Source organism: Actinokineospora enzanensis DSM 44649 (assembly GCF_000374445.1).
GTDB classification, from domain to species: Bacteria; Actinomycetota; Actinomycetes; order Mycobacteriales; family Pseudonocardiaceae; genus Actinokineospora; species Actinokineospora enzanensis.
Genome location: NZ_KB894407.1, coordinates 204,486 through 217,608, shown reverse-complemented (window position 1 = coordinate 217,608; position 13,123 = coordinate 204,486). Strand labels below are relative to the sequence as shown.

Annotated in this window: 17 protein-coding genes; 9 read left to right on the top strand and 8 right to left on the bottom strand. The window is 71.0% G+C overall.

What is annotated here, in order from left to right; all coding sequences use genetic code 11:
- Positions 1-18: 18 nt before the first annotated feature.
- On the bottom strand, positions 19-525 hold the full coding sequence (locus tag C503_RS0109210) for a Scr1 family TA system antitoxin-like transcriptional regulator (protein WP_245572439.1): 507 nt from the start codon (positions 523-525) through the stop codon (positions 19-21).
- Between C503_RS0109210 and C503_RS0109205 the strand changes: the two genes are divergently transcribed.
- Positions 454-876, top strand: a complete 423-nt coding sequence (locus C503_RS0109205; protein WP_018681904.1) for a tetratricopeptide repeat protein — start codon at positions 454-456, stop codon at positions 874-876. The two genes, C503_RS0109210 and C503_RS0109205, sit on opposite strands and share 72 nt — an antisense overlap.
- A 4-nt stretch (positions 877-880) precedes the next feature.
- Here the strand turns inward: C503_RS0109205 and C503_RS0109200 are convergent, their stop codons facing one another.
- The 5 genes from C503_RS0109200 to C503_RS38745 all read right to left on the bottom strand — a co-directional run bounded on the left by C503_RS0109200 (position 881) and on the right by C503_RS38745 (position 4,506).
- Positions 881-1,177 carry a hypothetical protein gene (locus C503_RS0109200; protein WP_018681903.1) on the bottom strand — a complete coding sequence of 99 codons (297 nt, stop codon included), beginning with the start codon at positions 1,175-1,177 and terminating at the stop codon, positions 881-883.
- A gap of 254 nt (positions 1,178-1,431) precedes the next feature.
- Positions 1,432-1,878 (bottom strand): ATP-binding protein, encoded by a 447-nt coding sequence (locus tag C503_RS38750; RefSeq protein WP_018681901.1) that lies wholly within the window; start codon positions 1,876-1,878, stop codon positions 1,432-1,434.
- A 26-nt stretch (positions 1,879-1,904) separates the two neighbouring features.
- A complete protein-coding gene (locus tag C503_RS0109190) occupies positions 1,905-3,113 on the bottom strand; it encodes a PP2C family protein-serine/threonine phosphatase (RefSeq protein WP_026316112.1) in 1,209 nt (402 codons plus the stop codon).
- 321 nt (positions 3,114-3,434) lie between these two features.
- Complete coding sequence (locus C503_RS0109185) at positions 3,435-3,983, bottom strand: AAA family ATPase (protein ID WP_211222357.1); 549 nt, start codon at positions 3,981-3,983, stop codon at positions 3,435-3,437.
- Positions 3,984-3,993: 10 nt separating this feature from the next.
- Positions 3,994-4,506 carry an eCIS core domain-containing protein gene (locus C503_RS38745; protein ID WP_018681898.1) on the bottom strand — a complete coding sequence of 171 codons (513 nt, stop codon included), beginning with the start codon at positions 4,504-4,506 and terminating at the stop codon, positions 3,994-3,996.
- A 199-nt stretch (positions 4,507-4,705) separates the two neighbouring features.
- On the opposite strand from C503_RS38745, the gene C503_RS0109175 reads away from it, so the two are divergent.
- The 4 genes from C503_RS0109175 to C503_RS46745 are packed head-to-tail and all read left to right on the top strand — an operon-like array spanning position 4,706 to position 7,323.
- Positions 4,706-6,232: a phage tail sheath family protein gene (locus C503_RS0109175; RefSeq protein WP_018681897.1), complete on the top strand. Its 1,527-nt coding sequence runs from the start codon at positions 4,706-4,708 to the stop codon at positions 6,230-6,232.
- 16 nt (positions 6,233-6,248) lie between these two features.
- Positions 6,249-6,689 (top strand): phage tail protein, encoded by a 441-nt coding sequence (locus C503_RS0109170; protein ID WP_018681896.1) that lies wholly within the window; start codon positions 6,249-6,251, stop codon positions 6,687-6,689.
- Positions 6,686-7,168: a hypothetical protein gene (locus C503_RS0109165; RefSeq protein WP_026316111.1), complete on the top strand. Its 483-nt coding sequence runs from the start codon at positions 6,686-6,688 to the stop codon at positions 7,166-7,168. Before C503_RS0109170 ends, C503_RS0109165 begins: the two co-directional genes overlap by 4 nt.
- On the top strand, positions 7,165-7,323 hold the full coding sequence (locus C503_RS46745; RefSeq protein WP_018681894.1) for a DUF6760 family protein: 159 nt from the start codon (positions 7,165-7,167) through the stop codon (positions 7,321-7,323). The genes C503_RS0109165 and C503_RS46745 overlap by 4 nt, the downstream gene beginning before the upstream one ends.
- A 1,014-nt stretch (positions 7,324-8,337) precedes the next feature.
- Here the strand turns inward: C503_RS46745 and C503_RS0109155 are convergent.
- Positions 8,338-9,399, bottom strand: coding sequence for a hypothetical protein (locus tag C503_RS0109155; protein WP_156893091.1), 1,062 nt, complete (start codon positions 9,397-9,399; stop codon positions 8,338-8,340).
- 72 nt (positions 9,400-9,471) lie between these two features.
- Positions 9,472-9,645 (bottom strand): hypothetical protein, encoded by a 174-nt coding sequence (locus C503_RS38740; RefSeq protein WP_156893090.1) that lies wholly within the window; start codon positions 9,643-9,645, stop codon positions 9,472-9,474.
- A 196-nt stretch (positions 9,646-9,841) separates the two neighbouring features.
- On the opposite strand from C503_RS38740, the gene C503_RS38735 reads away from it, so the two are divergent.
- Genes C503_RS38735 through C503_RS0109130 form a run of 4 tightly spaced genes read left to right on the top strand, consistent with a single transcriptional unit; the run spans position 9,842 to position 13,004 of the window.
- The gene (locus tag C503_RS38735) at positions 9,842-10,111 is read left to right on the top strand and encodes a hypothetical protein (protein ID WP_018681891.1); all 270 of its coding nucleotides are present in this window, start codon (positions 9,842-9,844) and stop codon (positions 10,109-10,111) included.
- Between the two features lie 9 nt (positions 10,112-10,120).
- Positions 10,121-10,546: a phage tail protein gene (locus tag C503_RS0109140; RefSeq protein ID WP_018681890.1), complete on the top strand. Its 426-nt coding sequence runs from the start codon at positions 10,121-10,123 to the stop codon at positions 10,544-10,546.
- Entirely contained in the window at positions 10,543-11,241 is a 699-nt protein-coding gene (locus C503_RS0109135; protein ID WP_245572433.1) for a CIS tube protein, read from the top strand. Before C503_RS0109140 ends, C503_RS0109135 begins: the two co-directional genes overlap by 4 nt.
- Positions 11,238-13,004, top strand: a complete 1,767-nt coding sequence (locus C503_RS0109130) for a VgrG-related protein (RefSeq protein ID WP_018681888.1) — start codon at positions 11,238-11,240, stop codon at positions 13,002-13,004. Before C503_RS0109135 ends, C503_RS0109130 begins: the two co-directional genes overlap by 4 nt.
- Positions 13,005-13,123 lie beyond the last annotated feature (119 nt).

The following is a 13,123-nucleotide window of genomic DNA, read 5'->3' as shown; positions in this document are numbered from 1 at the left end:
GGTCATGGCATCTGCTGGTCAGCCGGCTCGGACCAGGTCATAGGCGGTGTTGTGGTCGTTCTCGGCGCGGAGTCGTTGGAGAGTGTCGGTGATATGGGTGATGGTGTCGTCGGGGCTGAGCGCCGACGCGCGGGCCCGGTCGATGTCGCGGGAGAGGTTGTCGAGTTCTTCTCGCCGATGAAACCAGAGGGTGCTTCGCCGGGTGTGGATGACGGCGAGGGTGGTGTTGTGGGTTCGGGTCAGGGTGAACGGTCGGTCCGGCGCGTGGACGATGGGAGTGAGGCGGATGTCGAGGCGAGGATGTGTGGCGAGTCTGAGCAGGTATTCGAGTTGAGCGCCGAAGATGTCGAGGTCGCTGGGCGGTGGGGTGAGCGCGTCGGTGCCAAGCAGGACGGCCATGTCGGCGGCCTTCTGGTTGAACAGGATGCGTTGACGTTCCCGTAGCGCGTCAAGGTGGACATCGACCTGGTCGGCGGGGGCTTCTCCGGCGCGGGCGATGCGTGCGGCGGTGTCGCGGGTGCGCAGCAGAGGTGGGATGCAACTGGGGGAGAGTTCGGTGACGGAAACGCCGGGATCTCCTACAAGGATGTGGGCGACTTCGAACTCGCGGAGAAGTACCTCTCCGCCGCAGTATCAATCGCGCGTCTGGAAGACTCCAGAGACCTTGTGCTGTACCTGGGCATGCTCTCCCGTCTGTACATAAAGCAGGATCGACTCGAAGAAGCAAGCGTAGTCGCGCGACGCATTCTTCACACACGTGTGATGTCGAGTCGAGTCAATACGCAACTGACCCTGTTCTTGACGAAGACAAACCGCCTCAACTCGTCGATCATTCGGGAGCTGCGGCCACAGATCCGGGCCGCGCTCAACGTGTGACCGGTCAGTTGTCGCCGTGATGCCAGCGCTCATATTGTGCGCGCTTTTTGTCGGCCCGGTCAGCGATAGCGGCGTCCGGCATCGAGTTGGCGAATATGAAATAGTCGAGCGCGGCTCGCACGTCCGCCAGTTCATCGGTCAGCCTCGCGCGGAGGTCCGTCCCGTCCCAATGGGCCGTCGCGCCGCCGGAGCCGATGAGCTTGCCGAGTACCTGCATGAGTTCGCCGCATTCTTCGATAAGCCTGCTGGCGCCCGGCCACACGTCGCTGCCGATACTGTAAGGGCCAGCCTGCTCACCCACCGGGCCGCCTTCCTCGCTTCACACGATCACGCTCGACGTCGACGACCGTACCTCAGCCATTCTCATGGACGCAGGCTCGACGATCAACATCGACAACAGTGCACCCCGCGAAATCATCCGCAGCCCCGATGGCACCTCTTTCAAGCCCCTGACCTGCGGCGATAGACTCACGCGCTGGCCGGCCCCCGGGCGGGAGGGGCATGTCTCGCGCCGGACTCGATGATCATGGCGAGCGCAGGGCGGGGAAGGGGAGGTCAGGGGATGAGGGGGAAAGTGGCGGTCACGATCGTGCCCAGGTCGCCATCCACGCCCGGGTTGATGTCGACCTGGCTGGACACCGTTCGGAGAATGGCGAGGCCACGTCCTCGCAGCGGGACGCGATAGCCGTCGGAGCCGGGCGATCGGGGCTCTCGCCAGTGGCCCTGGTCGGTGACCGTGATCGTCACCGAGTTCGCGCCGGAGCGGGCGGCCACGCTCACCCGTCCCGGGGAGCCGTCGCGGTAGGCGTGTTCGACGCTGTTGGCCACCGCTTCGCCGATGCCGACCAGGATCTCGTCGGTGCGGGTGTCGGAGGCGCCGTGGGTGGTGAGCCAGGTGCGGAGGGCGGAGCGGATGACGGCCATGTCCTCCGGGTTGGCGGCGACCTCTACCCGCAGGCTCGCCTCGTCCACTGTGGTGGCGGGCTGGTGGCTCGCGCTCATCGTGCCTCCTTCGGCACCGGTTCCGGTCATCGGCGGCGCGCGACCAGGAGGGCGACGTCGTCGCGGGTGGGTTGGTGGCCGATCAGGCGGGACATGATGCGGGCGCACAGGGGGTCGGGGTCCTCGGGGGTGACCGCACTCGCGAGGCGGGCGAGGCAGTCGTCGATCGACTCGCCGCGGCGTTCGACGAGGCCGTCGGTGTAGAAGACCATGGCGGCGCCCGGGGGCAGGTCGATGACGGTGTCGCGGCGGGGGTGGTCGCCCGCCAGCGACAGGCCGATCGGGGGGTCGACGGGGACCGACACGAGTTCCGCGCACCGGCCGGGAGCGGCCAGCACCGGGGGCAGGTGGCCCGCCAGGGACAGGGTGACGCGGGTGCGGTCGGCTTCCACGACCGCGTAGCTCACCGTGGCCATGCTGCCGTGTTCGAAGTGGGTGGCCTTGCGGTTGAGCTTGGTCATCACCCGGGCCGGGCTCTCGTGGTCGAGCGCGTACGCGCGCAGTGCGCTGCGAAGCCTGCCCATGACCACGGCGGCGGGCAGGCCGTTGCCCGCGACGTCGCCCATCACGATGCCGAAGCGGTCGCCGGGCAGCGGGAACACGTCGTACCAGTCGCCGCCGACCGCGGTGCGGGTGGCGGGGACGTAGCGGGCCGAAAGTGCCAGGCCGGGGACGTCGGGCAGGCGGGCGGGCAGCAGGCTGTGCTGCAGGGCGACCGCCGCGGCCCGTTCGGCACGGGTGACCTCGGTGCGGGCGGTCAGCGCGACCCGGTCGGCGACCAGGCGCAGCAGGTCGACGTCGGTGTCGCCGAAGCGGCGGTCGCCGGTGCTGCCCACGTGCAGCACCCCGACCAGCTCGCCGCGGGCCAGCATCGGCACGCCCAGCAACGCCTTGATCCCGCGCGACCACAGCACCGGGCTGACCACGGTGTCCCGGTCGACCCGGTCGAGCAGCAGCGGCTCCCGGGTGGCCGCCACCACGCCCGCGAACCCGGCGCCGAGCGGCACGGTGACACCCTGCAACACCTCGTCCTCGATGCCCACCGACGCCGACACCCGCAGCAGGCCGGTGGTCGCGTCGTAGAGCAGGACGGTGGCGGTGTCGACGTCGAACAGGGCCCGCGCGCGCTCCACGATGGCCCGCAGGAACTCGTCCAGCTCCAGATGCTCCAGGGCGCTGTCGGTGACGGCTTCCAGCACCCGGAGCCGGTCGTCGGAGGCAGCGGACGATGACACGGCCGGAAGCCTAACGGGAGATGACCGAAACACACACTCCACCCGGACCGTGGCGAACCCGCCTCGAACACTTCGAGCAGGTCCATATCCGACCGCGCGCGGAGCGGACCGTCAGCCTGCAGGCATCCCGGCGGGTGCACCAGGCCGACCAGGTACCCGCCGGAACGACAGGTGACCCTGGACCACCCTGAACCCGGGCCCGGTCGGAACCCGACGGGACGAGAGTGGAACACGCGCAGGCCTACGCGGCAGGCGCGCGGTCGTGGTACCCGACGAATGACCCGACCACACCACCCGACCCCTCGAACTCCGACACAGCCGTCAGCCCCCGATCGCCCCCTCGCTCCACGCGCGGGTCAGGATCTCCTCGACCGTCTCCTCAGGCGTCTGGTCCGAGGTGTCCAGCCACAACCCCAGCCGAGGCGTCTCCGTGCGCAGCCCCTGGTCCAGCGCCGCCACCGTCCACTCGTCATAGGCGTCCTTGGCCCGCGCGGCCTCCCGCGCGACGATCACCTCGGCTCTCGGTGCCAGTACCACCACCAGCAGCGGCCGCCAGTGAATGGCGCCGATCAGCTCGCCCAGATGCGGACCGAGCACCACGTCCTGGGCGACCACCGTGAACCCGGACCGGAAGTACTCCCCCGCCACCGTCGCGGTCAGCCGGTGACGCAGCCGCAGTTGGCGCAGGGCGTCCGGGGACGGGTCCGGGGTCATCTCGGCGCGGCCGTTGACCACCATCCGGCGGAACACGTCGCCGCGCAGGTGTACGGAGTTGCGGAGGCGCTCGGCCAGCAGCTGGGCAACGGTGGACTTGCCCGCCGCCTGGATGCCGGTGATCAGGATGATGGCCTGCTCGTGGGTCGCGGTCACCACGCGCAGCCTACTCGGGCAGCTCCTCGTGCGCGGCGGACATCACCCGGTGCGCGTTGGCCTCGGCGGCCCGTTCGAACGCATCCGATGGGTCCGAAATGGACAGTCCGGAGCCGTTGTCGGTGCCCGCCACCGGACCCGAGCGCTGCTGCACCACGTGTGTCAGCTCGTGTGCCAGGGTGTGTTTGTCCAGCCCGCCCGCGCCCGCGACCACGTGGTTGCCGGAGGTGTAGGCGCGAGCACCGATCTCCTCCGCCGAGCGCTGCGCGGAGGTGTCGGTGTGTACGCGCACATCCGAGAAGTCCTCACCCATCCGGGACTCCATCTCCTCGCGCACCGGGGTGTCCAGCGGCCGCCCCGACTCGGACAGTACCGAGTGCACGAGGTCTCCCTCGGCCAGCGCCTGGTTGCCCACCGCGCGTTGCAGGCGCAGGATCTCGTCGGCCTGGGTCCGTGCGGGTCTCGCCCGCGACGGGACGCGCACCTGGTCGCCGACCTGCCTGTCCCGCGAGTGTTCGCGCATACGACCAGTCCTACTGGAACGCACCCGCCGAGCCCCAGGGACCGCCGGGCACACGGCCGGGCAACCCGGTTTCCCCGGCCGGGAACGTGGCCGAAGAGGCAACCGCGTTGCCCACGACTGGGGTCCGCGAGCCCTGCCGCCGGGCCCGCGCGGGCGACCAGGGTGGAGCACAGCCAACCGGGCACACGAAGGAGCGAGCATGCCGTCCTACCTCTCCCCTGGCGTGTACGTGGAGGAGGTCCAGACCGGGGCCAGGCCGATCGAGGGGGTCGGCACCGCGGTGGCCGCCTTCGTCGGGTTCGCCGAGGAGGGGCCCTTCCACCGGCCGACCCTGGTGACCAACTGGAACCAGTACGTCCAGACGTTCGGCGGCTTCACCGAGCACACCTACCTCGCGCACGCGATCTACGGCTACTTCGCCAACGGCGGCGGCGCCGCGTACGTGGTGCGCATCGGCGGCCGGTCCACCGACACCGTGCTGTCCGGCAAGTCCCGGCCGAGCGGCGGCGAGTCCGTGCGCCTCGGCGGGCTGCGGATCACCGCGCGTCCCGGCGCCACCGGCGAGATCACCGTGCAGGTGGCCGACGCGGACGGCGAGAACCCGCCGGAGGACCGGTTCAGGCTGCTGGTCAGCCAGGACGGCAAGGTCGTGGAGACACACGACGTGTCCACCCGCCGCAACATCAAGAGCTACGTGGTCACCCAGGTCGCCGAGCGGTCCAAGCTGGTCGAGGTGGCCGAGGCGCCGGGGACCGCGCTGACCAGGCCGGACAAGCAGTCGGTGACCGTGCCGCCCGCCGGGGCCGCGGACGCGCCGCTGGACGCCCAGGAGTACGTCGGCGACCTGGCCGACCGCACCGGGTTCGGCGGCCTGGAGACCATCGACGAGATCACCATGGTCGCGGTGCCCGACCTGATGAGCGCCCACCAACGCGGCCTGATCGACGCCGAGGGCGTCAAGACCGTGCAGCTGGCCGCGATCGCGCACTGCGAGCAGATGGGCGACCGGGTCGCCATCCTGGACGCGCCCCCCGGGCTCAGCGCGCAGCGGGTGCGCGAGTGGCGGCAGGACGAGGCGGGCTACGACTCCCGCTACGCCACCGTCTACTACCCGTGGGTCCGCGTGTTCGACCCGCCGACCGGCCGCAACACCTTCGTGCCGCCCAGCGGGCACGTGGCGGGCATCTGGGCGCGCAGCGACACCGAGCGGGGCGTGCACAAGGCCCCCGCCAACGAGGTCGTGCGCGGCGCGGTGGACCTGGAGATCTCGCTGAGCAAGGGCGAGCAGGACCTGCTCAACCCGATCGGCGTCAACTGCCTGCGCACCTTCGCCGGGCGCGGCGTGCGGGTGTGGGGCGCGCGGACGCTGTCCTCGGACCCGGCGTGGCGCTACCTGAACGTGCGCAGGCTGTTCAACTACCTGGAGGAGTCGATCCTGGTCGGCACCCAGTGGGTGGTGTTCGAGCCGAACGACGACCGGCTGTGGTCGAGCATCCGCCGCAACATCGGGGCCTTCCTGCACGAGGAGTGGCGGCGCGGGTCGCTGTTCGGCCGCACCGCCGAGGAGGCCTTCTACGTCAAGTGCGACCGGGAGAACAACCCACAGGGGTCGATCGACCTGGGCCAGGTGGTGTGCGAGATCGGCGTCGCGCCGGTCAAGCCCGCCGAGTTCGTCATCTTCCGGCTGGCGCAGTTCAGCGACAGCACCAGCCTGATCAGCGAGTGAGTGGGGAGGACAGCACATGGCCGAGGGCGACACGCTTGCCACACACCGGTTCGGCGTCCAGCTCGGCGGGGTGACCGTCGAGTCGATCAAGGAGGTCAGCGGGCTGGTGGTGGAGCAGGACGTGGTGGAGAGCATGCAGGTCACCGACCGCGGCAAGCCCATCAACAAGAAGCAGCCGGGCGGGCACAAGGGCGGCGAGGTGACCATCACCCGGGGCATGGACAAGAGCCCCGAGTTCACCGAGTGGATCAACAAGACGCTGCTCAACGGCGATGTCGAGGACGCGCGGCAGAACCTGACCATCGAGGTCATGGACACCAAGGGCGACACCGTGCGGCGGATGCAGCTGTTCGACGCCTGGGTCAGCAAGTGGGAGGGCCCCGGCCTGAACGCCACCCAGTCCTCCGGCGCGGACGAGAAGGCCACGGTCACCTTCGAGCGAATCGAGGTGGAGTGAGGCGCCGGACGGTGTCGGTGGCCGACCTGGACGCCCTGGCGGCCCAGTCGGCCCCGGACACCGCCCGGTCGGCGCCCGCCATCCCGGAGCAGTCCGCCGAGCCGGGCGGCCTGCGCACCGAGTTCGACTTCGAGCTGCCCCGCGGTTATCTGGACGAGCAGGGCAGGCTGCACCGCACCGGCCGGATGCGGCTGGCGACCGCGCGCGACGAGCTGCGCCCGCAGGTCGACGTGCGGGTCAAGGAGAACCCCGGCTACCTGAGCGTGGTGCTGCTCGCCCAGGTGATCACCAGGCTGGGCACCATCACCGACATCCACCCGGGCGTGGTGGAACGCATGTATGCCACGGACATCGCGTTCCTGCAGGAGTTCTACCGCCGGGTCAACAGCGAGGGCCACACCCGGGCCGGGGTGCGCTGCCCGACCTGCGAGACCGAGTTCGAGGTCGAGCTGGCCGGTGGGCGCCTGGGGGAATCGTGACGTACGCGGCCGACCGGCTGCTGGAGGAGGTCGCGTACGTCGCCTACCACTTCCACTGGCCGCGCGCGGACATCCTCGACCTGACGCACGACGAGCGGCGGTCGTGGGTGCGCGAGATCGCGCGGATCAACAAGCGGATGAACGAGGGCGGGTGACATGCGGCTGTGGCGCAGACGCGAGCGGGACACGGCCGCGGCGCGCACCGGGGCGATGCAGGGCGCCCCGGTGCCGCCCGTCCCGGCCGCGCCGGTCGACCAGTGGCGGCAGACCGGTCCGATGCCGACGGTGATCCGGCCGCGTCCGCCCGCCTCGGACTTCCGCGGCACGCTGGCCTCGTGGCGGTCGGCGGGGCTGATGACCGGGATCGGGCACGGGGTCACGGCGGACGCGCCCGCGGGGACGATGCGGGGTGTCACCCGGTCCACGCCGCCCTCCGGTGAGGACCTGGTCCCGGTGCACCGACTCCGCTCCGTGTCCACATCGGACCACGTGTCCACATCGGACTCGGCGGCGGCGGTCGAGCAGAGTCGTCCGGTTCGGGCCACGCAAGCCACCGGGTCACGCCCGGCCGAGATCCGACGGTCCACGGCCGGGTACGCGGACCAGCCTCAGTCGCCGCCGGTGGCCGAGTCTCCTGTGGTTCGTCGGACTCCTCCCATGAGTCCGACGCCCCCGGGTCCTCGGACGTCGAACGGCCGAGCCTCAGACGACCGGGTATCCGGCAGCCAGAGTCCCGGCAAGCAGACCTCCGGCGGCGAGTCGGCCGCGATCCAACGAGTCGTTCGCCCAGATCGGCGGCCGGTCGTCAGCCCTTCGACGAGCCCGGGGTCCGAGGCGCCCATCAACCGGGCGGACTCGGTTCGGCAAGATACTCACTCGCCTGAGGCCACGCCGCCGGTGGCGCAGCGGACTCCCCTGGCAGGCACGACAAGCGAGTCCCCTGCTGCCCCGATGGACTCCCATCCGGTGATCGGTGACAGCGACACGGAACAGCCGCCGGTCGCCCCCTCTGCTCCGTCGCACGACGCTGTGGACCAGCCGGTCGTCCGGCCGATATCGAGCGTCGAGCAGGCAGCGATCCAGCGCGCCGCAACACCGGAGCAGCAAGGGTCCCGCAGGCAAGCCGCACCGCATCGGACCGTGACGTCGGTGGACGGGGCACCCGCTGTTCAGCGAGCGCCGCGGCCGTCTTCGCCTGAGTCGCGTGGCGCGCCTGCCGAGATGATCCCGGCGATCCCCGAACATCCAGTGGTGTCGATCGAGTCGCCCGACGCGCGGCAGGCGATCCAGCGGGACGCGGACGTCGAACGTCCGGTGCTGTCGACTCCCCCGAGCACCACCGCACCGGCAATCCACCAGGTCGCGCGGCCGAATCGGGCGATCCAGAACACTTCGCGGCCAAGCGCCCCGGCGGACTCCCCCCGCCCTGTCGTCTCGTCGACGCGGCAGCCGGACAGTGGTTCGCCTGCTCCCCTGCGCCCCAGCTCATCGGCCCCTCGATCAGCTCTGCCTGATGTCCGGCGTGACAGCTCACCTGCCGGTCCCGAGCCTGTCGAGCGCCCACCGCTGCGCGGCTTCGACCGTCCGGCAGTCGAGCCGACCGAGCAGCCGGACATATCCGCGAGCAGCACGAGCCACGGCCTGGTCCAGCGCGCGACCGAGTCCGAACAGGACAGTTCTGCCAGGCCGGTCGTGCGGGTGCAGCGGTCCAGGCAGGGCTTGGGCGAGCCACTGTCCGAGCTGCCTGCCACCGCCACCGCGCCACCACGCGGCGATGTGGGGCCGTTCGCGCGCATGGCCATCCCGAACGCGCCCGGATCACAGCCCACCGGACGAACCACGCGCCAGATCTGGGTACCCGCGCTGCCACCGTCCACCTCGGTCCGACCGACACCAGACGAGCCGCCCCGGACTCCATCGACCGCACCGGTGCAGAGGGCCGTCGAGTCACCAGCCCCCACAACGCCGAACCTGCACACGACGAACACACCGACCCAGGGCACCACGACCCCGCTGGTCCGCACCACGTCGAGCACGGCGGTCTCCATACCGGACACCCAGGTCAGGAAGCCGCCCCTGTCGGCCGACACCACCCCGCACACACCGGTCCACCAGACCGGCGCGTCACTACAGCGGGCCGCGAACACGGCAGCCCCGCCCGACATGCCGCTCCAAGCGGTGACCACGAGCCCACCGGCCGTGGAAGCGTGGATGCGCCCCGACCAGGACATGCCGATGCACCCGGTGAGCACAGTGACCCGGCTGCTCGGGGATGCACCGACCCACTCGACCCCCGGCACGACTCAGGCGGCGGACACGCCGGTTCGGATGGCGGCGAGCACGCAGCGGCGGACGACCCCGGATATGCCCGTCCCGTCGTCGCGACAGCCGGGTTCGCCGTCGTCCGAGCCGCCCGCGCGAGTCGCCCCCGAGGCGCCGCAGGCACTGCCGCCGGTCGGGATGATCCAGCGATCCATCCGGCCCATGTCGACCGGCGAGGTACCGGCACAACGGACCACACAGTCCACAGTGGTCCGTCCGGTCCACCGCCGACCACGGCACACCCCGCTCGTCCCGCACATCAACCCACCCGCAGCCCCAGGAATACCGTCCACACAGGACGGACTGACCATTCGACCTCTCCCCGACCGGAGCGCGGGGCGGCAGGCTCCCGTGCAACGCACGCCACCGCACCCGGGCGCGTTCATGCCGTTCACCGCCGCCGATCTCCCGCACAACCCGCCCGAGCGCGGCAACCTGCGTTCGGTGTCCGACAAGGACGGCAAGAACGCCAAGGACGAGAAGAGCGAACCGGAACCCGAACCCCCGACCCCACAGCACATCGACGAGCTGGCCAGAAGGCTGTTCGACCCGCTCAGCCGGATGTTGCGCGCCGACCTGCGGCAGTCGCGGGACCGGGCGGGCCGCCCGTACGACCGTTAGGAACCAGCGATGACCGACCGCATCTTCGCCAGCAGCATGTTCTTCCGGCTCGCCATCGGCGGCGACGACCTCGGCGCGTTCCACACCTGCTCGGGCCTGGGCGCCCAGGTGGAGGTGGAGCAGTTCGCCGAGGGCGGGAACAACGGGTTCACCTGGGCGCTGCCGACCCGGATCAGCTGGACGAACATCACGCTGTCCCGGCCGGTCACCGCCGACACCACGAAAGTCTCGCGCTGGTTGGAGCAGCTGATGCGCAAGGTCGAACGGAAGAACGGCGAGATCGTGGCGCTGGAGCCGAACCTGACCCCGATCGCGCGCTGGCAGGTGCTCGGCATCGTGCCGGTGAGCTGGCAGGGGCCGTCGTTCGACCCGGGGTCGCCACAGGCGGCGGTGGAGACGCTGGAGATCGCGCACGAGGGACTGCGGGCGTCGTGAGCCGGGGCATGGCGCGGGCGCAGCTGCTGATCATGGAGCCGCCGCCGAAGGTGGGCGCGAAACCGGGGGCGACGCTGGAGACGGTCAGGTTCCAGTTCAACCCGAACAAGCTGTCGATGACCAAGAGCACCGAGTGGCGGCGCAGCCCGGCGCGGATGGCGCCGCAGTCGTCCACCCCGGAGTTCGTCGGCTCCGGGCCGCGCTCGCTGTCGGTGGACATCCTCCTGGACGCCACCGACACGCACGACAAGTCCGTGGAGCAGAAGATCGAACAGCTGATGACCGGGTGCGTGCCGACGCCGAAGAGCCTGCGCGCGAAGAAGCCCGCCAGCCCGTGGGTGCGGTTCGAGTGGGGCAGCGCCCGCACCACCTCGTTCGACGGGGTGCTCTCCCGGTTCTCGGTGGAGTACACGCTGTTCGACACCGACGGCACCCCGCTGCGCGCCACCTGCTCGATCGGCATCGAGGAGGCCACCGCCGACACGGCCAACCAGAACCCCACCTCCGGCACGCCGGAGCCCAGCCGCACGCACATCGTCATCGCGGGCGACACCCTCGCGCACCTGGCCTGGCAGGAGTACGGCGACCCGGGCGCCTGGCGGGCGATCGCCGAGGCCAACGACATCGACGACCCGCAGGACCTGCCGCCGGGCACCGAGATCCTGATCCCGATCACCGCCGGGAGCCCGGCGTGACCGGGCGCGCGGCCCGCGCGTACGCGGCCGACCCGATCGTGGCCATTCCCGGGCCGCTGCCCCAGGCGTGGCAGGTGATGCTGGTGCGGACGGTGGTCGACGAGAACGTGGGCCTGCCCGACGCCGCCACGCTGACCTTCCGCGACCCGTACCACCAGCTGCTGGTGGACACCGGGATCACCATCGGCAAGCCACTGCAGGTGTCGGTCGCCCTGTCCGACGGCAGCGCCCAGGAGCTGCTGTTCAGCGGCGAGGTGACCGCGCTCGAACTGGACACCGACGGCACCGGGTCGTTCACCATCGTGCGGGCGCTGAGCAAGGTGCACCGGCTCACCCGGGGCAAGCGGGTCAAGGCGTTCCGGAACGCGACCGCCCAGACGATCGTGGCCGAGGTGGCCAAGGGTGCCGGACTCGGCGTGGGCCGGGTGCAGGCGGAGCGGGTCGTCTACACCCAGCGCACCCAGGGCGGGGTGTCCGACTGGGACTTCCTGGCGGACCTCGCCCGCGAGCACGGCGCCGTGGTGCGCGCCGACCGGCAGGGCAACATCGAGTTCGTGCGACCCAAGCAGGCCACCGCCGCCCCGGCGCCGACCACCCGGGCCGCGCAGAACCGGTTCGTCCTGGAGTACGGGCGCAACCTGCTCGCGCTGCGGGCCGTGCTCACCGCGTCCGACCAGGCCAACTCGGTGCGCGTGCGCGGCTGGAACGTCGACACCAAGCTCAAGGTGCTCGCCTACGAGACCACCGGGACCAGCAAGACGGTCAAGCCGGGCATGTCCGGCGCCAAGGTGGCCAACGCGTTCGGCAAGGCCACCGCGCTGGTCACCGACATCCCGCACGGCAACCAGGCCGAGGCCAGGACCACCGCCAGGTCCCGCGCCGAGTCGGTGAGCACCGGCGTCGGCGAGATCGAGGCCGTCGCCGAGGGCGACCCGCAGCTGCGCGCCGGGATCCCGATCGCCCTGGGCAACGTCGGCCCGGACTTCTCCGGCAAGTACACCACCACCGCCGTGCACCACACCCTCGAACCCGAGCAGGGCTACCGCACGACCGTCATGGTCAGCGCCACCCCGGACCGCTCGCTCGCCGCGCTCACGTCGAGCGCCCCGCACATCGACCGGGGACCGCGCATCCCGGGCGTCGTGTCCGGCATCGTCACCGACGTCAAGGAGCTCGGCGGCAGGCAGCGCGGCTGGGTCAAGCTGTCGTTTCCCTGGCTGGACGACACCTACGAGACCGACTGGGTGCGCACCGTGCAGTGGGGCGGCCAGGGTGGCGGCGGCGTGTTCAGCCCCGAGGTCGACGACGAGGTGCTGGTCGCCTTCGAGCAGGGCTGCCTGGACAAGCCGTATGTGATCGGCGGCCTCTACAACGGCCGGGACGTGCCGTCGCCGCACTCGATGCCGCTGGTGGACCGGTCGGGGCGGGTCAACCGGCGGTCGGTGGTGTCGCGCAAGGGCCACCGGCTGGAGCTGATCGACGGGCTCACCGGGCCGCCCGGGGTACGGATCGCCAGCGGGAACGACCGGTTGGAGATCCGGATGAACGAGACCGCGAGCACCATCGACGTGACCGTGCACGGACCGGGTGGGCGCGGCTCGCTCGCCTCGATCCAGCTCACGCCGCGGGGGATCACGCTGGACGCGGGATCGGGTGAGCTGGCGCTGTTCGGTGGGGCGGTGTCCATCAACGGCCAGCGGAGCGTGGATATCGACGGTGGGCTGACGGCCTCGCTGGCGGGCCGCGTGGTCCGCATCAACTAGGCGCTGTCCGGCAAGTCCGGCACACGCTATCCGCGCCCGCGCGGCGGATCACGGATCCCGCGCACCAGACTTACCGGACAGCGCCTAGCCCATCAGCCAGTCCGGAACCGACAAGGAGG